19 protein-coding genes are annotated in these 17472 nt (G+C 65.4%); 8 read left to right on the top strand and 11 right to left on the bottom strand.

Going from position 1 to position 17472, the window contains the following annotated elements; translation table 11 throughout:
- Positions 1-12: 12 nt before the first annotated feature.
- Both IEI94_RS05925 and IEI94_RS05930 read right to left on the bottom strand, forming a co-directional pair.
- Positions 13-504 carry a hypothetical protein gene (locus IEI94_RS05925; RefSeq protein ID WP_191166404.1) on the bottom strand — a complete coding sequence of 164 codons (492 nt, stop codon included), beginning with the start codon at positions 502-504 and terminating at the stop codon, positions 13-15.
- The gene (locus IEI94_RS05930) at positions 501-1481 is read right to left on the bottom strand and encodes an alpha/beta hydrolase (RefSeq protein ID WP_191166405.1); all 981 of its coding nucleotides are present in this window, start codon (positions 1479-1481) and stop codon (positions 501-503) included. The genes IEI94_RS05925 and IEI94_RS05930 overlap by 4 nt, the downstream gene beginning before the upstream one ends.
- A gap of 217 nt (positions 1482-1698) precedes the next feature.
- On the opposite strand from IEI94_RS05930, the gene IEI94_RS05935 reads away from it, so the two are divergent.
- On the top strand, positions 1699-3873 hold the full coding sequence (locus IEI94_RS05935; RefSeq protein WP_191166406.1) for a malate synthase G: 2175 nt from the start codon (positions 1699-1701) through the stop codon (positions 3871-3873).
- A gap of 151 nt (positions 3874-4024) precedes the next feature.
- Positions 4025-4438 carry a PaaI family thioesterase gene (locus IEI94_RS05940; RefSeq protein ID WP_191166407.1) on the top strand — a complete coding sequence of 138 codons (414 nt, stop codon included), beginning with the start codon at positions 4025-4027 and terminating at the stop codon, positions 4436-4438.
- Here IEI94_RS05940 and IEI94_RS05945 read toward each other — a convergent pair.
- On the bottom strand, positions 4414-4806 hold the full coding sequence (locus IEI94_RS05945; RefSeq protein ID WP_191166408.1) for a DUF423 domain-containing protein: 393 nt from the start codon (positions 4804-4806) through the stop codon (positions 4414-4416). The two genes, IEI94_RS05940 and IEI94_RS05945, sit on opposite strands and share 25 nt — an antisense overlap.
- 101 nt (positions 4807-4907) lie before the next feature.
- Here IEI94_RS05945 and thiS point away from each other — a divergent pair, with 101 nt between their 5' ends.
- The 3 genes from thiS to trmB are packed head-to-tail and all read left to right on the top strand — an operon-like array spanning position 4908 to position 6693.
- The gene (gene thiS / locus IEI94_RS05950; RefSeq protein ID WP_076746030.1) at positions 4908-5108 is read left to right on the top strand and encodes a sulfur carrier protein ThiS; all 201 of its coding nucleotides are present in this window, start codon (positions 4908-4910) and stop codon (positions 5106-5108) included.
- 10 nt (positions 5109-5118) lie between these two features.
- Positions 5119-5916, top strand: coding sequence for a thiazole synthase (locus IEI94_RS05955; RefSeq protein ID WP_191166409.1), 798 nt, complete (start codon positions 5119-5121; stop codon positions 5914-5916).
- Between the two features lie 27 nt (positions 5917-5943).
- On the top strand, positions 5944-6693 hold the full coding sequence (gene trmB, locus IEI94_RS05960; protein WP_191166410.1) for a tRNA (guanosine(46)-N7)-methyltransferase TrmB: 750 nt from the start codon (positions 5944-5946) through the stop codon (positions 6691-6693).
- Between the two features lie 465 nt (positions 6694-7158).
- On the opposite strand, the gene IEI94_RS05965 is transcribed toward trmB, so the two are convergent.
- The gene (locus IEI94_RS05965; RefSeq protein WP_191166411.1) at positions 7159-8076 is read right to left on the bottom strand and encodes an AEC family transporter; all 918 of its coding nucleotides are present in this window, start codon (positions 8074-8076) and stop codon (positions 7159-7161) included.
- Positions 8077-8190: 114 nt separating this feature from the next.
- Between IEI94_RS05965 and IEI94_RS05970 the strand changes: the two genes are divergently transcribed.
- Together IEI94_RS05970 and IEI94_RS05975 are read left to right on the top strand one after the other, a co-directional pair.
- A complete protein-coding gene (locus IEI94_RS05970) occupies positions 8191-8703 on the top strand; it encodes a hypothetical protein (RefSeq protein WP_191166412.1) in 513 nt (170 codons plus the stop codon).
- On the top strand, positions 8700-9290 hold the full coding sequence (locus IEI94_RS05975; RefSeq protein WP_191166413.1) for an SCO family protein: 591 nt from the start codon (positions 8700-8702) through the stop codon (positions 9288-9290). Before IEI94_RS05970 ends, IEI94_RS05975 begins: the two co-directional genes overlap by 4 nt.
- Positions 9291-9300: 10 nt before the next feature.
- On the opposite strand, the gene IEI94_RS05980 is transcribed toward IEI94_RS05975, so the two are convergent.
- From IEI94_RS05980 to IEI94_RS06010, 7 genes are all read right to left on the bottom strand, one after another.
- A complete protein-coding gene (locus tag IEI94_RS05980) occupies positions 9301-10365 on the bottom strand; it encodes a PHB depolymerase family esterase (RefSeq protein ID WP_191166414.1) in 1065 nt (354 codons plus the stop codon).
- Positions 10366-10370: 5 nt separating this feature from the next.
- On the bottom strand, positions 10371-11057 hold the full coding sequence (locus IEI94_RS05985; protein ID WP_191166415.1) for an FKBP-type peptidyl-prolyl cis-trans isomerase: 687 nt from the start codon (positions 11055-11057) through the stop codon (positions 10371-10373).
- Between the two features lie 93 nt (positions 11058-11150).
- On the bottom strand, positions 11151-11585 hold the full coding sequence (locus IEI94_RS05990) for a universal stress protein (protein WP_191166416.1): 435 nt from the start codon (positions 11583-11585) through the stop codon (positions 11151-11153).
- Positions 11586-11622: 37 nt separating this feature from the next.
- Positions 11623-12906, bottom strand: a complete 1284-nt coding sequence (locus IEI94_RS05995) for a TRAP transporter large permease (protein ID WP_191166417.1) — start codon at positions 12904-12906, stop codon at positions 11623-11625.
- Positions 12907-12921: 15 nt separating this feature from the next.
- On the bottom strand, positions 12922-13509 hold the full coding sequence (locus IEI94_RS06000; protein WP_412030900.1) for a TRAP transporter small permease: 588 nt from the start codon (positions 13507-13509) through the stop codon (positions 12922-12924).
- A 201-nt stretch (positions 13510-13710) separates the two neighbouring features.
- Positions 13711-14727, bottom strand: coding sequence for a TRAP transporter substrate-binding protein DctP (gene dctP, locus IEI94_RS06005; protein ID WP_191166418.1), 1017 nt, complete (start codon positions 14725-14727; stop codon positions 13711-13713).
- A gap of 89 nt (positions 14728-14816) precedes the next feature.
- Positions 14817-15362, bottom strand: coding sequence for a TIGR02444 family protein (locus IEI94_RS06010; protein WP_191166419.1), 546 nt, complete (start codon positions 15360-15362; stop codon positions 14817-14819).
- A 54-nt stretch (positions 15363-15416) separates the two neighbouring features.
- On the opposite strand from IEI94_RS06010, the gene IEI94_RS06015 reads away from it, so the two are divergent.
- On the top strand, positions 15417-17348 hold the full coding sequence (locus IEI94_RS06015) for an ATP-binding cassette domain-containing protein (protein ID WP_191166420.1): 1932 nt from the start codon (positions 15417-15419) through the stop codon (positions 17346-17348).
- The last annotated feature ends 124 nt before the right edge of the window (positions 17349-17472 follow it).

Raw genomic sequence — 17472 nt, forward strand, 5'->3', positions numbered from 1 at the left:
CCTTGCTACAGCCTACAGCGCAGTGGCGTCGAAGGCCCCATACAGTGTCTCCTCCCACTGTGGCTCGCTGTCGCCCAGGCGGCGCAGGCGCATATGCAGCGCATAGGGCAGCAGGTCGCGGTCGGAGAGCGTCAGCCGCGGGCCGTCGGCGCTGAGCCGCGTCTCCAGCATCCACTGATTGTCCCGCGGGTCGCTGTCCTCCATCTCCGTTGCCCAGTCGATGACCTGGGGGCCATCGCTGGGGGCCAGCAGTGCCCGGCTAAGGCTCTCGGTGAAACGCGACTGGCTGATGCCCAGGCTCTCGTCGACGTCGGGTTCGGCCAGTAGCAGCACCACATCGGGGGTATTTCGCGTCCACACCGGCTCACTCAGCAGGCTGGCCGTGGCATTTTCGCCCAGGCCGAACAGCGCCTGGCGCAGCAGCGTTGGTGCATCGGGGGTACTGGCGCAGCCGCTGAGCAGCAGGCCGAGCAGCGCGACACGCAGTAACGGCAGTTGCTTCATGTGTCCCGCCGCTCAGCGTCGTCGGCTGTCAACTCATCGAGGAACCCCCCCAGTTCATCGAACAGCGTCTGGCGAATGGGTTCGGCTTCGTTGACCAGATGATGACGCGCCTCGGGGTGACGATGGACCCGGGCACACGGAAACTTGCGGGTCATCACTTCGAGGTTCCAGGCCCAGTCGACGGTCAGGTCCTGCTCGCCCTGCAGGATCAGTACCGGCAGCTGACTTTCTGGAAGGGCGATCAGCTGCGGCATCCAGCGGCGCATGGCGCTGACCCAGCTCAGTGTCAGGTAGTCGGGTTGCAGGGGGTCGGCCTCGCGCAGGAAGGCGGTGAATTCGCTGTCCGAGGAGTTGGGTCGGTACTTGCGCGGCAGGGTGGTGATAAAGGGGCTGGCCAGCCGGTGCAGCCAGCTCGACTGCGGCCAGCCCAAGGGCCGTACCAGCGGCGCCAGCAGCGCCAGCCCGCACCATTCGCTGGCGTCGCCGTGGCGCAGCGCATCGGTGGCGAGTATTGCTGCGCCGGTACTCTGGCCGATTCCCACCCAGGGCTTGGGGATCAGCCCTTGGAAGTCGAGCTGCGTCCGCAGCGCGGCAAGGCACTCGCCGTAGTCGTCGAAATCGTCGATGGTGGCACGCTCACCGCTCGACAGGCCGTGCCCAGGCAGATCCCATAGCACCACCCGCCAGCCCTCGCTAAGCAGTCGCTCGAGCAGATGGCGGTAGAGGCCCAGGTGGTCGAAGTAGCCGTGCACCACGAAGGCCGTGCCGCGGGGCGCCTTGGGTGTCCAGACCTGGGTCCAGAGGCGAAAGCCGCGCGCGTCGAGATAGCCCACGTGGAGGCCTACCTGCTCTGCCAGCAGCGGGGCAAGCTGATAGTGTGCGAGGTACTGGTCGAGGTGTGGCGTCCATGGCGTACTGCCGGGCACGCGGGCCGGCGCGATGGGCCCGAGGGCCTGCAGCGGTGCGAAATCGGTCATCGAACCCTCCCTAGTACGCTCATGCTAGCGTCAGCAGGCTTGGCAAGCCATATTGCGACAGCGGCATTTCATCATTTGGTCGAGGCCTGGCAGACCCCGGTGACATTTTCAGGTAGCATGTGGAAGTCATTTCCATAAAAAAATGTTACTTTCAGGAACACCCCAAACGACCCACGGCCGGTATCTGATACCGGTCACAGCGCATCAGGAGACTCTCATGACTGATCGTGTCACCCGCCATCGTCTTCAGGTGGCCTCCGAGCTAGACCGTTTCATCAACGACCAGGCCCTGCCTGGCTCCGGCGTCGATGCAGAGACCTTCTGGTCCGGTGTCGATGCGCTGTTCCATGATTTGACCCCGAAGAATCGCGAATTGCTCGCAGAGCGTGAGCGCCTGCAGGGCGAGCTCGATGCCTGGCACCGTGAAAACCCCGGTCCGGTCAGCGATATGCCCGCCTATCGCGACTTTCTCAAGCGTGTTGGCTACCTTGCCGACGCCCCGGCCAAGGTAACCGCGACTACCGTTAACGTCGATGCCGAGGTCGCCACCCAGGCCGGCCCGCAGCTAGTGGTGCCGGCGAGCAATGCCCGCTATGCCTTGAACGCCGCCAATGCCCGCTGGGGCAGCCTCTACGACGCCCTGTATGGCACCGACGCCATCAGCGAGGCAGATGGCGCCGAAAAGGGCACCAGCTACAACCCCAAGCGCGGTGACAAGGTCATCGCCTATGCGCGCGGCGTGCTCGACCGCGCCGCGCCGCTGGCCACCGGTTCGCACCGCGATGCCGTCAACTACGCGCTGCGCGACGGCCACCTGATAGTGACCCTCGACGGCGGCCGCGAGACCGGCCTCAAGGATCCTGGCAAGCTGGTCGGTTTCCAGGGTGACGCGGCCAAGCCCGATGCCATCCTGCTCGCCAACCACGGCCTGCACCTGGAAATCCAGTTCGACACCAGCCATCCGATCGGCAAGACCGATCCGGCCGGGGTCAAGGACCTGCTGGTCGAGGCGGCTCTGACCACCATCATGGACTGTGAGGACTCGGTGGCGGCAGTCGATGCCGAGGACAAGGTCGGCGTCTATCGTAACTTGCTGGGGCTGATGAAGGGCGACCTGGAAGAGCAGCTCGACAAGGGCGGCAAGACCATCACCCGCCGCCTCAACCCGGACCGCCAGTACCTGACCCCCGATGGCGGTAGCCTGGCCCTGCCCGGTCGCGCGCTGATGTTCGTGCGCAACGTCGGGCATCTGATGACCAACCCGGCGGTGCTCGATGGCGACGGTAACGAGCTGCCGGAGGGCATCCTCGATGCCGCGGTGACCGGCCTGCTGGCCCTGCACGACCTCAACAAGGGCGGCGATGAGCCGCGCAACTCGCGTGCCGGCTCGGTGTATATCGTCAAGCCCAAGATGCACGGCCCCAAGGAGGTCGCCTTCGCCAACGAGCTGTTCGGTCGCGTCGAAGACATCCTCGGCATGGCCCGCGATACCCTCAAGATGGGCATCATGGACGAGGAGCGGCGTACCACCGTCAACCTCAAGGCCTGCATCAACGAGGCGGCGTCGCGGGTGGTGTTCATCAATACCGGTTTCCTCGACCGCACCGGCGACGAGATGCACACCGCTATGGAAGCCGGTCCCATGATTCGCAAGGGCGACATGAAGGGCGCCAAGTGGATCGGCGCCTACGAGCGTAACAACGTGCTGGTCGGTCTGGCCTGTGGTCTGCGCGGGCGCGCCCAGATCGGTAAGGGCATGTGGGCCATGCCCGACCTGATGGCTGCCATGCTAGAACAGAAGATCGGCCATCCCAAGGCGGGTGCCAACACCGCCTGGGTGCCGTCGCCCACTGCGGCTGCCCTGCACGCTCTGCACTACCACCAGGTGGATGTGGGCGCCGTGCAGCGCGAACTGGAAGGCCAGGGGGATGTCGATCTGCTCGACGACCTGCTGACGGTGCCGGTAGCCGAGAACGCCAACTGGTCCGACGAGGAGATCCAGCAGGAGCTCGACAACAACTGTCAGGGCATCCTCGGCTACGTGGTGCGCTGGGTCGAGCACGGCGTGGGCTGTTCCAAGGTGCCGGACATTCACAATGTCGGCCTGATGGAAGACCGCGCCACGCTGCGCATCTCCAGCCAGCACCTGGCAAATTGGCTGCGCCACGGGGTAGTCGACGCCGAGCGCGTGCAGAAGACCCTGGAGCGCATGGCCAAGGTGGTCGACGAGCAGAATGCCGGCGATCCCAGCTACACCGCCATGAGCGCCGACTTCTCCGCCTCCACTGCCTTCAAGGCCGCCTGTGACCTGATCTTCAAGGGGCGCGAGCAGCCGGCAGGCTACACCGAACCGCTTCTCCACGAGTGGCGCCAGGTGCACAAGGCCAAGTAATCCCGGCCGAGTGTGATGACGGGCCCCGGTGCATTAGCACCGGGGCCCGTTGCGTTATGTGGCGAGTAAGCCGCAGGGATATCGCCGTGCAGCGAACCTTGCGCTATCTTGGGCGCAGCGACACTCGCCGCCGAGCCGCCAGGAGGGCGCCATGACCGTAATGACCGCAGCCGCCATCGAGGAATTTCTCGACGAGGTGTTTCCCCATCGCGAGGGCACCATCGAGGGTGTCGACGAGATGCGCGCCACCATGAGCCTGGCCATCGAGGACGAACACCTGCGCCCCGGGGCCTGTGTCTCCGGGCCGAGCATGATGGGGTTGGCCGATGTCTGCCTCTACGTGGCGATCCTGGCGCAGATCGGCCCCGAGCCGATGGCGGTGACCAGTAATATGAACTGCCACTTTCTGCGCCGCGCCCGCGGCGACCGCGACCTGATCGCCAACGCGCGCATCGTCAAGCTCGGCCGCCGCCTGGCAGTGGGCGAGGTGCAGCTGTTTTCCGCTGGCGACGAGGAGCCGGTGGCGCTCGTCACGGCGACCTATGTCCTGCCCGACGCCGACTGAGCACGCAGTGCGGTGGCCGCCAGGGCGATCCAGCCGGCGATAAAGGCGACGCCGCCCAGCGGGGTGATCATCCCCAGCCGACCGATGCCACTCAGCGCCAGGGCGTAGAGCGATCCCGAGAACAGCACCATGCCTAGCGCCCAGAGTCCCAGCGTCAGCTGCTGGCCGCGCAGGGGCTGGCCGGCCCGCCAGGCCAGGACGCCGAGCATCGCCAGGGTATGCCACATCTGATAGCGCACGCCGGTCTCGAAGGCCGCCAGCAGGCGCGCCGGCAGCTGGCCCTGCAGGCCGTGGGCGGCGAAGGCACCGAGCGTCACGGCAAGGCCGCCACTGAGCGCTATCGCCAGCCACCAGGGGGTGTCTCGCATGGGGAAATCTCCTTGTCGAAGGCGCTCATACCGTACCCTGGCATCGATTAACAGGCTACAATAGCGACCCCCGAACCGCTGAGATTCGCTGGAGGACCGCCATGCAGATCCTGCTCAACGGCGAAGCCAGAACCCTCGAGGCCGAGGCCACCATCAGCGACCTGATCGCCTCCCTCGACCTGACCGGCAGACGCATTGCCGTCGAGGTCAATGAAGAGATCGTGCCGCGCAGCCAGCATGCCCAGCAGGGGCTGGCCGACGGCGATCGCGTTGAAATCGTCCACGCCATCGGCGGGGGCTAGAGGAGCCACCATGACAGACCGTTTTCAGGACCAGCCGCTGCAAGTGGCAGGGCATCGCTTCGCCTCGCGGCTGCTGGTCGGCACCGGCAAGTACCGCGATTTCGATGAGACCGCGGCCGCCATTGAGGCCTCAGGCGCCGAGGTGGTGACCTTCGCCGTGCGCCGCACCAATCTGGGGCAGGAAGCCGGCGCGCCCAATCTGCTCGACGTGGTACCGCCTGAGCGCTTTACTCTGCTGCCTAACACGGCGGGCTGCTATACCGCCAAGGATGCGGTGCGCACCTGCAAGCTGGCCCGCGAGCTGCTCGACGGCCACAAGCTGGTCAAGCTCGAGGTGCTGGGCGATGACGCGACCCTTTATCCCAACGTGGTGGAGACACTCAAGGCCGCCGAGGAGCTGATCAAGGACGGCTTCGATGTCATGGTCTACACCAGCGACGATCCTATCGTCGCCAAGGAGCTCGAACGCCTGGGCTGCTGCGCGGTAATGCCGCTGGGCTCGCTGATCGGCTCCGGTCACGGTATCCAGAACCCGCATAATGTGCGGCTCATCATCGAGCAGGCCGAGGTGCCGGTGCTGGTGGATGCCGGCATTGGCACCGCCTCCGACGCCGCCATGGCCATGGAGCTGGGCTGCGACGGGGTGCTGATGAACTCGGCGATTGCTCATGCGCGCCAGCCGGTGCTGATGGCGGCGGCCATGAAGCAGGCCGTCGAGGCCGGACGTGCCGCCTTCCTGGCCGGGCGCATGCCGCGTCGCCAGAGCGCCGAACCCTCCTCGCCCTTCGCCGGCCGTATCAACGGCTGACACCCCCCGACGAGACCCACGTGACGCATGAGTGATACCACCCACGATCGATCCGACGACGCCGTTCAAGCGCAAGAGCCCACCGAGGCCCCGCTGCATCGGCGCGGCATCAAGAGCTATGTGCTGCGTGCCGGGCGCATGACCGTTGCCCAGACCCGCGGCCTGGAGGAGGTCTGGCCGCGGCTGGGGCTGACCCTGGCCGATGGCCGACAGGATCTCGATGTGCTGTTTGGGCGCCGTGCGCCGCGGGTGGTGGAGATCGGCTTTGGTATGGGCGCCTCGCTGATCGAGCAGGCCGCCACGCATCCCGACAGCGACTTTATCGGTATCGAGGTGCACGCTCCCGGGGTGGGCAAGCTGCTCGACGAGGCCGACAAGCGTGGCCTGACCAACCTGCGGGTCTACCGCGAGGATGCCCTGCGGGTGCTCGAGGAGTGCCTGCCGGAGGCCAGCCTCGACGCGCTGCAGCTGTTCTTCCCCGACCCCTGGCCGAAGAAGAAGCATCACAAGCGGCGTATCGTCCAGCCGGCCTTCGTCGAGCTGGTGCGCACCCGCCTCAAGCTGGGGGGCACCTTTCACCTGGCCACCGACTGGGCGGCCTACGCCGAGTGGATGGCCGAGGTGATGGACGCTGCGCCGGGCTATCGCAACACCGCAGCGGCTGAGACGGCACCCTATGTGCCGCGCCCCGACTTCCGGCCGCTGACCAAGTTCGAGGCCCGCGGCGAGCGCCTGGGCCACGGCGTTTGGGACCTGATCTACGCCCGCGACGCTTAGGCGGCCCCTCGTATTGTCATGTCCTGGCTCAAGCATTTAGCAGTATCGCTCAGGGCTGATCCGGTGGCAGGCCTATGAGGAGGCGCTGTAAACCCATCCCTGGGCGCTACCAACGCCCTGCTGCGCTCTCGCATCCTGCTCCGCTTGCAGGACCGGTGCTGGCCATCCATGGCCAGCCCGTTCGGAGCAGTGCTCCTCACCCATGGCGTTGAACCTCCTCTTCGGCCTGCCGCCGGCGCCCCTCGCTAATAGTGACGGGAATAGCGCTGGGCGCATTTTTGTGGGGATAGAAAAGAAAAGGCCGCTCCCGGAGGAGCGGCAAAAGACCGTGACTAGCTTGATGAGGAGAAACCATGGCAGAAAACCTGACATTCTCTGCTATGGCGTGTGGCGCCTGGCAGCGCCACGGTTGTTAAGATAATCGTTCGCATTCGCGGCGTCAAGCGTAACGAGAATATTTTTTATTTAACTGCCGGCCAGCCTCAGCCACAGCGGCAGCGTCAGCATCGCCAGCAGCGTCTGACCGGTGATCAGCGCCGCCATCAATTCGGCATCGCCGCCCAGCTGGCGAGCCAGAATATAGGCCGAGGTGGCAGTGGGCAGTGCGGCAAACAGTAGCGCCACGTCGCGGCTCACCGGATCGAGGCCGAGCAGCAGCGCCAGCACCAGCACCAGGGCCGGCATGGCCACCAGTTTGAGCAGGTTGGCGGCCCATACGCCGCGGTCGAGGCGCACCAGCGCCCGTGGTCGCAGTGCGACGCCCACCGCTACCAGGCCCAAGGGGAGCGCCGCGCTGCCCAGCAGGCCGACGGTCTGGGCGCTCCAGCCCGGTAGGCCGATGCCGCTCAGGTTGAGGGTAATCCCTACCAGGCAGCCCAGGATCAGCGGATTACGCACCAGTGCCAGCAGGCTCTTGCCGAGGCTGGCCGGCCCCAGGGTGCCGGCGGCAATGAAACTCGCCACGCACAGCACGTTGACCACCGGTACCATCAGCGCCACGGCCACGGCAGCGACGGTGGCACCGGCGCTGCCGTGGAGGGCGCTGGCCCCGGCCACACCGACATAGGTATTGAAGCGCAGCGCGCCTTGGAACACCGAGGTGAAGGCGGCCGGTTCCAGGCCCAGCTGGTAGCGCAGCCGCCACAGCAGGGCGCCAAGGGCCGCCATCACCCCGAGCAATACCAGTGCTACCCGTCCCACCGGCACCTGGCTGACATCCGCGGTGGCCAGGGTGGCCACCAGCATGGCGGGAAACAGCAGGAAGTAGATCAGCTTCTCAAGCTGTGGCCAGAAATCGCCGCCCGGCAGGCGTTTCCAGCCCAGCGCGGCGCCCAGCAGGATCAACATAAACAGCGGGCCCAGCGCACCGGCCACGTCACCCATGAGGGCTCCTTGTCATCGACTTAGGGATGCGACAACCTTTCACAGGTTGCCGTGAGGCAAACACTGATAAGCTTACCGGCAATTGCTACTGCATTGGAGGGTCCTGGTGCCGCCATGACCACGCTGCCCCCATCGTCGGACGAGGCGACCCCGCGCTCACCGCTGCTCAATCTGCTGATCATGGTCACCCTGGTGACGGTGGTCGTGGCGCTGTGGTATCTCGCCAACTACTATTTCCGCGGCAGCAGCGAGGACGTCACCTGGTACCCGCCAAGCTCGCCCTGTGACCTCCACCAGGGTGCCTGCGAGGCGAGCCTGGGCATGGCCTCGCGGCTGTCGCTGGATTTCGACGGTGAGCTGCGTGAGCTCGAGATACTGCCCATCGAGGTGCGCCTGGATGGCCTCGAGGCACAGGCGGTGACCGTCGAGCTGGTAGGCCGCAATATGCATATGGGTATCAACCGGTTTACCCTCGAGTCGCAAGGCAATGGGGTGTACCGCGGCGATGGCCAGATCGGCGTCTGCACCGAGGAGGTGATGCCGTGGCGCGTCCAGGTGGTGGTGGAAACGCCCCAGGGGCGCAAGGGCAGCTGGTTCGACTTCGATATCAAGAGGAATTCGGTATGACGCGCAAGACGCTATGGGCGGGACTCGCCTCTCTGGTATTGGTAGTGGCGCTTGGCACGATCTGGTGGGTGCAGCAGCAGGGCGATGACGGCGAGCCGCGCGGTGGCGAGGTGGCGTTGCCTTCGACCCAGGGCGACTTCTCGCTGGCGTCGATGGACGACGACGAGCTCGCGGTGCTGTTCTTCGGCTACACCTATTGCCCGGATATCTGCCCAATGACGCTGGCCGTCATCCGCCAGGCGCTGCAGCAGCTCGAGCCGGAGCACGCCGAGCGCCTCGTCCCGGTGCTGATCACCGTCGACCCGGCGCGGGATACCCTCGAGCGTCTCGAAGAGTACGTTGGCTACTTCGGCGAGCAGTTCATCGGTGCACGTGGCAGCGAAGAGCAGCTCGACGATATCGCCGAGCGCTATAACCTGTTCTGGCGCCGGCACGACATGGAGGGCTCGGCGATGGAGTATACCGTCGACCACAGCTCCTCGATGTACCTGGTCGACCGCCACGGCGAGATCCGCCAGCGGGTACTCTATGCGCCGACGCCGCACACGCTGATCTCGGCCATTCGGCACGAATTCAACGGCAACTGAGCTGCCATCCTCAACGGGATGGCGCATCCTCTTGCTCGGCGTCGGCACCGCTCAGCCGATTGACCATGGCGTGTAGCGCCTGCACCTGGTGGCCGTCGCGGGTCTCGTGGCCGGCCGCAGGTTCCCAGCTGCTCTCGTCGAAGCCCCACCAGTCCCAGCAGCCTTGGGGATTGGCCATGCTGGTATCCGTCTGCGGGTAGAGCACGGCCAGGTCATTGGCGTCCGCCCAGGCATTGAGCCCGGTATGCCGCACAAAGGCGTCCTCGACCTGTGCCTGGTTCATATTGCAGCCGTGCAGCGCTACCACCAGCCCGCAGGGTGCCCCCTCTTCACACGCCTTGGGCAAGTAGAGCTGGCCCTGCTCGGCGAGCCCTGAGCCGCGATAGAACTCGCCCTGATCGAAGGCCAGCAGGGTACCGCGTGCGTCGTCCTCGGGAGGCGTCAGGTCGTCGTAGAGCCAGGTCAGTGCCTCGCCTGCCGCATCGCGGTCGCAGGCCAGCAGGTGCGGGCTGCCGCCGAGGCGGCAGTCGGCCAGCTCGGTGATGTGGGCCAGGCCGGTGCCGCCCACCGGCCAGCCATGGCCGACGTCCTCGGCCATGACGAAACTCAGCTGCTCGGGGGTTTCCAGCCACTGGCGATACTGGGTCGCGAGAAGTTCGCCGAGCGCCGGGTCGACCACCTCGTCCTCCTCGCCGTGCCATACGAAGACTCGCTGACGTGCCAAGGCATCGGTGGGGCCAAGCCGCTCCTGATCGCGGAAGGCAGCCAGGCGGCTATCCAGTTCGCTCAGTTCCGGCATGCCGTGGCGCTGCCCCATGCACTGGCCCAGCGCCAGGCGCAGGCTACCCTGGGCGCAGCCCCAGGGACCCGCGGCGAACACGCCCAGGCCACGGAAGGTCTCGGGAAAGGCCACTGCCAGCTGGGTGGCCATGTAGCCGCCGGACGAGACGCCCACCACGCTGACGCGATCAGGGGCGATATCGAGAACGGGCAGGGCGGGGAGCGTGTCGCTGTCGGCTAGCGCCGGGCCCGCCAGGCCCAGCGCCAAGCCGCACACTATCAGAGTGGGTTTCATCGCGATCAATCGTCGATGCCGAGCAGCTCGACCTTGAAGATCAGCGTTTCGTTGGGGCCGATCGGGCCGCCGGTACCGGCTTCGCCGTAGGCGAGCTCGGAGGGCAGGTAGATCATCCAGGTGTCACCGACGCTCATCAGCTGCAGGGCTTCCTGCCAGCCTTCGATGACCTGGTCGACGCGGAAACTGACCGGCTCGCCGCGCTGATAGGAGCTATCGAACACGGTGCCGTCGAGCAGGGTGCCCTCATAGTGCACTTCTACGCTGTCCGAGGCACCCGGGCTTGGCCCGTCGCCGGACTCCACCACCTGATACTGCAGGCCGGAGTCGGTGACTTCGACGCCCTCTTCTTCGGCGTTCTCGGCCAGGAAGGCTTCGCCGGCTTCGCGGTTGGCCTCGGCGGCCTGGGACGCCTGGGCCTCGCGACTTTCCATGGCGCTCTCCTGGAAGCGGGTCAGCGCCTCGGCCATCTGCTCCTCGCTCAAGGCCAGCTCGCCGCCGGCATAGACATCCTCGATGGCCTGGGTAAAGGCGTCGAGATCGAGCTCCTCGACGTCCTGTACCAGGCTCTGGCCGAGGGTCACGCCCAGGCTGTAGCTGAGCTGCTCTTGCTCAGTCTCGGGGGCGGCCAGGGCCAGCGGGGCGGCGGCCAGCAGGCTGCCGAATGCCGCAGCGGAAACCAGTGTCTTCATGCAGAGTCCTCGATTCGATAAACGTCGTCGTGTCTCGGACTCTATCAGGCGCCATGAGTTTCCGCACCCGCGCCATTGCGGTGCAATCATCGACTAAACGACCAGGACCGGGCACTTGGCCATACTCGCGACTCGCTGCGAGACGCTGCCCAGAATGCTCGACTCGCCGTTGGTGCCCTTGGAGCCGAGCACGATCAGGTCGCACTCACGCTTGCGGGCGAAGCGCACGATAGTGCTCGATGGCCGGCCGCCCTTGACGAAGGCGCGCACCCCCTCGACGCCAAGCTCGATGGCGCGATGCTTGGCATGCAGAGCGATCTCGGTGGCGTACTCCTTGAGGGCGTCGTCGGGGATATCGAGCTTTTCAGGACGCACCATCGACAGCGACGCCTCGAGCAGGCTGTGGTGCTTGAACACGCACAGCACGTAGAGCTCGGCACCGGTCAGCTGCTGCAGCTCGATGGCCTTGTCCAACGCCCGCAGCGCACGCTTGGAACCGTCGACCGGGACCAGGATTCGCTTGAACATCGTCACCTCCTCCTTGTGGGGCACACCCTTAGCTGGCTCAACGGAACGCCAGGTCACGCAGGAACAGCGCGATCTGCGGGAACATGATCACCAGCGCCGCCGCCAGCACCAGCATGAAGATGAATGGCGGCGTGCCGCGTATCACTTCCCAGTAGGGGCGCTTGAAGATCGCGATGGCGGTGAAGATATCGCAACCGAAGGGTGGCGTGGCCGAGCCGATCGCCACCTGCAGGGTGATGATGACGCCGACGTGTACCGGGTCGAGCCCCGAGGCGGCGATGGCCGGGGCGAAGATCGGCGTCAGCACCAGGATCACCACGATGGGATCGACGAACATGCAGGCCACGAAGAAGGCGATCGAGATAGCGATCAATACGCCGACTGGCCCGGCGTCGTCGATGCCCACTGCAGCGAGTATCTCCTGGGGAATCTGAGCAAACGAGATCACCCACGAGAAGCCGTTGCCGACGGCCACCAGGATAAACACCACGGCGGTGATCAGGCCGGTGGACTTGGCGATCGTGTAGATATGCTGCAGCTTGAGCGAGCGGAACACCACGAACTCCAGCAGCACCGCATACAGCACGCAGGCGGCGGCGGCCTCGGTGGGGCTGAATATGCCGCCGTAGATGCCGCCAACGATCAGCACCGGAAAGCCCAGCGGCCACAGCGCCCGCTGGACCGCGGTGAGGCGGTCGCGCCAGGTCGACTTGGGCTCGGTAGGCACATCCTTGATCACCGCATACATCACGCAGTAGATCGAGAACATGAACAGGATCAGCAGCCCCGGGCCGATGCCGGCGATAAACAGTTCGCCGATCGAGGTGCCGGAGATGACCCCGTAGATGATCATGCCGATGCTGGGCGGGATCAGAAAAGCGATGTCGCTGGAGTTGATGATCAACGCCAGGGTAAAGGGATCCTTGTAGCCGGCCTTGAGCATACGCGGACGCAGCGGCGAGCCCACCGCCACCACGGTGGCCTGGGTCGAACCCGAGACCGCACCAAACAGCGTACAGGAGGCGGCGGTACTCACCGCCAGACCGCCCTTCACATGGCCGACGAAGCTCATCACCATGTTGATCAGACGGTGCGCGGACTGGCCACGGGTCATGATATCGGCGGCCAGAATGAACATCGGCACGGCGATCAGCGCGGTGGGGCGTATGCCACCCATCATCTGCTGGATCAGGGTTTCCATCTGGCCGGTACCGCCGAAGGTCATGTAGAAACCAACGAAAGCAGCGGTGACCAGCGGGATCATCATCGGGAAGCCGAGCAGCAGCAGCACGATCATGATGGAGATAATGATTGTCGTCATGGTGCGTTCCCCGCGTCAGACTTCGGTTTCCGTGTCCTTGTACCCGTCGACCACATGGGTCGAGAGATAGACGTCACGAGAGGTCAGGTTCTTGAAGGCAGTGAGCAGGTACTGGATCCCGGTGACGGTGAAGCCCACTGGTACCCACAGGTACATGATCCATATCGGGATGCTCAGCGAGGGCAGTACCCGGCCTCGGCTGTAGGTGGTCTGGATATAGCCGATCGAGTAGTAGCAGAGCGTGAACATGACCAGTGCGGTGAACAGGCAGATAAAGATCATCAGCCAGCGGCGCCCGCCGGTGGGCAGTGCATCATAGATCGCCGACATGCGGATATGGCGGCCGTGGCGGGCGGCGTAGCCGATCCCGGCGAAGGTGATCATCACGATCAGGATGCGGTTGACCTCTTCGGAGAAGTGCAGGCTCTCGCCGAAGACGAAGCGGCCGATAACGTTGGCCACCGTATTGATCGCCATCAGGATCACCCCCACGGCGAGGATCACGGATTCTGTCCTGCTGATCCATGTGTCGATCACGCCCAATGGGCCGGGCAGGGTGGAGCGGTAATGTTTTTCAGCGACGTCTTCTTCGCTCATGTCCATGTCGAAGGACTCCTCGCGGTCTGAATAGCGTACAGGGTTGCGTGTAAACGAACGGTGACGTCCTCAGCCTATGCTGTTGTTTCACCGGTTGCAGGCGCGCTATCAACGCTGATTGGCCGAGTGCCAACGATAAGGGGGCAGCCTTGCGGCTGCCCCCTGTGCGGTTAGCTGCGACGCACGCCAAGCGTGTCTGACGCGGCATCACTCGTTGGTGACGGCCTCGAGGTCGTCCTTGAACTGCTGGAGCAGTTCGGCGCCACGGTCGCCGGTCATCTCGACGAAGCGCTCTTCGACCTGCGGGGCGCGCTCGCGGAAGGCTTCGATCTGCTCTTCATCGAGGCGCGTCACGGTGACTTCGTCAGACGCTTCCTGAATGGCGGCCAGCGAATCGTCGGCGAGCCCGGAGATATGCTCTATGGTGTGCTCGTAGGCCGCTTCGGTGGCGTCACGCACCAGCTGCTGATCCTCTTCAGAGAGACCATCGAAAAAGTCCTGGTTGGCCATCATCGCGGTGGTGAACCAACCGTGGCCGGTGAACACCAGGTTGGGGGAGACCTCATACAGGCCGCCGGACTCGATCCAGAAGATCGGGTTCTCCTGGCCCTGGATGATGTTGGTCTGCAGGCCGCCGTAGACCTCGCCCCACGGCAGCGGCGTCGGCGTGGCGCCAAAGGCGCGGTAGGTCTCGGAGAGCAGTGGGTTGGTCATGGTGCGGATGTTCTTGCCGCGAAGCTCGTCCGGGGTAGTGAAGGGCTCGTCCAGGGTGACGACCATCTCGCCTTCCGGATACATCTTGAGCAGCTCGAGGCCCTGCTCGGCATACAGCTCGGGGAAGGTTTCGTGAATCGCCGTGGAGGTGTTGAAGAACTCGACCACGGTCTCTTCATCGGTGGGCAGCAGATAGGGGATGAAGAAGATCTGCGCTTCGGGAATCAGCGACCCGGTGAAGCCCGGTGACTGATTGACGAACTGCAGGATGCCGGCCTGGGTCTGCTCCATGATGTCGTCGGACTCGCCGAGCTCACCGAAGCGATAGATCTGTACGGTATGGTCGGAGTTGTCCTCGACATACTCCTTGAAGGCCACGGCGAAGACATCCTGGACATCGCCTTCGAACTCTTCGTGGGCGTAGCGCCAGTTATCGGCACTGGCTGCGGCGGAGAGGCCGAACAGAAGAGCGCCGACACTGGCGGCGGTAAGTAGGTTGCGAACCATCATTTTTGTCTTCCCTCACAAGGTTGAGCCAGCATCGATACATCCCGACTGGCTGAAGTGCAGGTTTAAAAACATGCAGTTGTGATTTCAGGCTAGCGCGGGCCCCGAGAGGGGTCAAGGCGGCTTTCGAGGGTTTGCAGGGCGCAAAGGTGCTGTTTTTTCTGTTCGGGTAGCCAGGCGTACAGGCGTTCTACCAAGGGGAGGTCGGTCGGTTCGCGAGGCCGAAGTATGCCCTCAGGAGCCAGTTGATCCTCGCTGATTCGCTGTAACAGGCGCAGCGCTTCACGCTCGGCCAGCAGCTCGGCGCGCTTGATGGCTTCGCGCAGCTCGGCAATCTCGGGGTGAGTAAGTGCTTGCTGTTTTAGTGCGCGCCGACGCTGTCGCAGCGGCTGGGTCATTTCGGCCTGCCAGTGTCGCAGCGGCGCCAGCGCGGCGCTGAGTTTGCCGTCAGCTACCAGCCCGTGGACGTCGAGCCAGCATAGCCATAGCAGTTCGCAGACATCGGTGCGGGCTTCGTCCTGCAACTGCAGGCAGGCCGCTTCGACGCCGTCGCGGCCATACAGCGCGAGAGCGAAGTCCCATAGCGGCGCCTCGCGTAGACAGGCCCGCAAATGCGCCAATAATTGGGTAGAATCCATGCCATTCGTTCCTTCGGGGTGGGTAAGCCCCCCTGCCGAGCTACCGGAGCCAGCATGATCGCACTGCGCCAACTCTCGCTGCAACGCGGCACCCAGACGCTGATCGAGGGCGCCGAGCTGACCCTGCACGGCGGCCACAAGGCGGGCATCGTCGGCCCCAACGGGGCCGGCAAGTCGAGCCTGTTCAAGCTGCTGCTGGGGGAGCTGACGCCGGACAAGGGCCAGGTCGAGATGTCCGGTGGCCAGCGTATCGCGCATATGGACCAGGAGATCGCCGCACTGGATCGCGCCATCGTCGACTACGTGCTCGACGGCGACCGCGAGCTGCGCGCCACCGAGGCCGCCCTGGCCGCGGCCCAGGCCAGCGGCGAGGCTCATCGCGAGGCCGAACTGCACGGCAAGATCGAGGCCCTCGACGGCTACAGTGCCCCGGCGCGGGCCGCCCAGCTGCTGGTCGGGCTGGGCTTCACGCAGCGCGATCTGACGCGGCCGCTCTCCGACTTCTCCGGTGGCTGGCGGATGCGCGTCAATCTGGCGCGCACGCTGTTCATGCCCTCCGACCTGCTGCTGCTCGATGAGCCCACCAACCACCTCGACCTCGACGCCCTGCTGTGGCTCGAGCAGTGGCTGACGCGCTATCCCGGCACCCTGCTGCTGATCTCCCACGACCGCGACTTCCTCGACGCGGTGTGTGACCACATCGTGCACTTTGATCGCGGTCGGCTGGTGCTCTATCGCGGCAACTACTCGACCTTCGAGCGCACCCGCGCCGAAAAGCTGGCGCTGCAGCAGGCCGAGGCCGCCAAGCAGCAGGCGCGCAAGGAGGAGATCGAGCGCTTCGTGGCGCGCTTTCGCGCCCAGGCCACCAAGGCGCGTCAGGCCCAGAGTCGCCTCAAGATGCTCGAGCGCATGGGCGATATCGCCCTGGCTCACGCCGACTCGCCCTTCCACTTCTCGATTCCCGCGGCGGACAAGACCTCGCATCCGCTGCTGGTGCTGGACGAGGCGCGGCTCGGCTATCGCGATGAAGCCGGCCACGAGAGCGTGCAGCTCGACGACGTCAAGGTCACCCTGCTGCCCGGCAGTCGCATCGGTCTGCTGGGGCCCAACGGGGCCGGCAAGTCGACGTTGATCAAGTCGCTGACCGGAGAGTTGGCGCCGCTGGCCGGCAAGCGGGTGCCCGGCGAGCATCTGGTGATTGGCTACTTCGCCCAGCATCAGCTCGACGGGCTCGATCTCACGGCGAGCCCGTTCATGCACGTGCAGCGGCTCTCGCCCACCGCCAGCGACCAGGAGATCCGCAACTTCCTGGGCGGCTTCGGCTTCAAGGGCGACGACGCCTTCGAGGTGGCCGGCAGTTTCTCCGGTGGCGAGAAGGCGCGCCTGGCACTGGCCCTGGTGGCGTGGCAGAAACCCAACCTGCTGCTGCTCGACGAGCCCACCAACCACCTCGACCTGGAGATGCGCGAGGCGCTCACCGAGGCGCTGGCCAGCTTCGAGGGCACGGTGATCATCGTCTCCCACGACCGCCACCTGCTGCGTGCCACGGTGGACGAGTTCTGGCGCGTGGCCGACCACCGGGTGGAGCCCTTCGACGGCGACCTCGAGGACTATCGTGCCTGGCTCAAGGCGCGCCTCGAGGGGGAGCGCCGCGAGGCGCGGGTCGACAAGAGCGAGGAGGCGCCCCGCGAGGACCGCAAGGCGTCTCGGCGCGCGGCGGCCGAGTTGCGCGAGAAGCTACGTCCACTGAAGAAGCAGCGCGACCGTGCCGAGCAGGCGATGGACAAGATCCAGGCGACACTGACAGAGGTGGAAGAGACGCTGGGCGACGCCGAGCTCTACACCGACCCCGCGCGCAAGGAGGAGCTGACCGCGGCGCTGGCGCGCCAGGGTGAGCTCAAGTCGCAGCTCAACGATCTCGAAGCCGACTGGCTGGCCGCCGAGGAGGCGCTGGAGGCCATGGAGGCGGAGCTAAGCGAGGGGTAATGCGGCGCCGAATGCATGGCGTACTCACTACATTGGTTGGGAAAGTGCGGCGCACTCATGGCATTCTCCGGGAAAGCGCAAGTCGCGACCCCCGGATTGAAACCCTGGCGCTGCACTCGCAACC

Origin of the sequence: Halomonas sp. ML-15, assembly GCF_014779595.1 — a bacterium.
GTDB lineage: Bacteria > Pseudomonadota > Gammaproteobacteria > Pseudomonadales > Halomonadaceae > Franzmannia.

What these genes read in the sequence shown, in the direction of transcription:
- thiS (WP_076746030.1), top strand. Translation starts at nt 4,908, where the DNA reads ATGCAGATCCTGCTCAACGGCGAAGCCAGAACCCTCGAGGCCGAGGCC.
- IEI94_RS05975 (WP_191166413.1), top strand. Translation starts at nt 8,700, where the DNA reads ATGACGCGCAAGACGCTATGGGCGGGACTCGCCTCTCTGGTATTGGTA.
- IEI94_RS05935 (WP_191166406.1), top strand. Translation starts at nt 1,699, where the DNA reads ATGACTGATCGTGTCACCCGCCATCGTCTTCAGGTGGCCTCCGAGCTA.
- IEI94_RS05990 (WP_191166416.1), bottom strand. Translation starts at nt 11,585, where the DNA reads ATGTTCAAGCGAATCCTGGTCCCGGTCGACGGTTCCAAGCGTGCGCTG.
- IEI94_RS06000 (WP_412030900.1), bottom strand. Translation starts at nt 13,509, where the DNA reads ATGGACATGAGCGAAGAAGACGTCGCTGAAAAACATTACCGCTCCACC.
- IEI94_RS05955 (WP_191166409.1), top strand. Translation starts at nt 5,119, where the DNA reads ATGACAGACCGTTTTCAGGACCAGCCGCTGCAAGTGGCAGGGCATCGC.
- IEI94_RS06010 (WP_191166419.1), bottom strand. Translation starts at nt 15,362, where the DNA reads ATGGATTCTACCCAATTATTGGCGCATTTGCGGGCCTGTCTACGCGAG.
- IEI94_RS05970 (WP_191166412.1), top strand. Translation starts at nt 8,191, where the DNA reads ATGACCACGCTGCCCCCATCGTCGGACGAGGCGACCCCGCGCTCACCG.
- trmB (WP_191166410.1), top strand. Translation starts at nt 5,944, where the DNA reads ATGAGTGATACCACCCACGATCGATCCGACGACGCCGTTCAAGCGCAA.
- IEI94_RS05925 (WP_191166404.1), bottom strand. Translation starts at nt 504, where the DNA reads ATGAAGCAACTGCCGTTACTGCGTGTCGCGCTGCTCGGCCTGCTGCTC.
- IEI94_RS05985 (WP_191166415.1), bottom strand. Translation starts at nt 11,057, where the DNA reads ATGAAGACACTGGTTTCCGCTGCGGCATTCGGCAGCCTGCTGGCCGCC.
- IEI94_RS05945 (WP_191166408.1), bottom strand. Translation starts at nt 4,806, where the DNA reads ATGCGAGACACCCCCTGGTGGCTGGCGATAGCGCTCAGTGGCGGCCTT.
- IEI94_RS05980 (WP_191166414.1), bottom strand. Translation starts at nt 10,365, where the DNA reads ATGAAACCCACTCTGATAGTGTGCGGCTTGGCGCTGGGCCTGGCGGGC.
- IEI94_RS06015 (WP_191166420.1), top strand. Translation starts at nt 15,417, where the DNA reads ATGATCGCACTGCGCCAACTCTCGCTGCAACGCGGCACCCAGACGCTG.
- IEI94_RS05940 (WP_191166407.1), top strand. Translation starts at nt 4,025, where the DNA reads ATGACCGTAATGACCGCAGCCGCCATCGAGGAATTTCTCGACGAGGTG.
- IEI94_RS05995 (WP_191166417.1), bottom strand. Translation starts at nt 12,906, where the DNA reads ATGACGACAATCATTATCTCCATCATGATCGTGCTGCTGCTGCTCGGC.
- IEI94_RS05965 (WP_191166411.1), bottom strand. Translation starts at nt 8,076, where the DNA reads ATGGGTGACGTGGCCGGTGCGCTGGGCCCGCTGTTTATGTTGATCCTG.
- dctP (WP_191166418.1), bottom strand. Translation starts at nt 14,727, where the DNA reads ATGATGGTTCGCAACCTACTTACCGCCGCCAGTGTCGGCGCTCTTCTG.
- IEI94_RS05930 (WP_191166405.1), bottom strand. Translation starts at nt 1,481, where the DNA reads ATGACCGATTTCGCACCGCTGCAGGCCCTCGGGCCCATCGCGCCGGCC.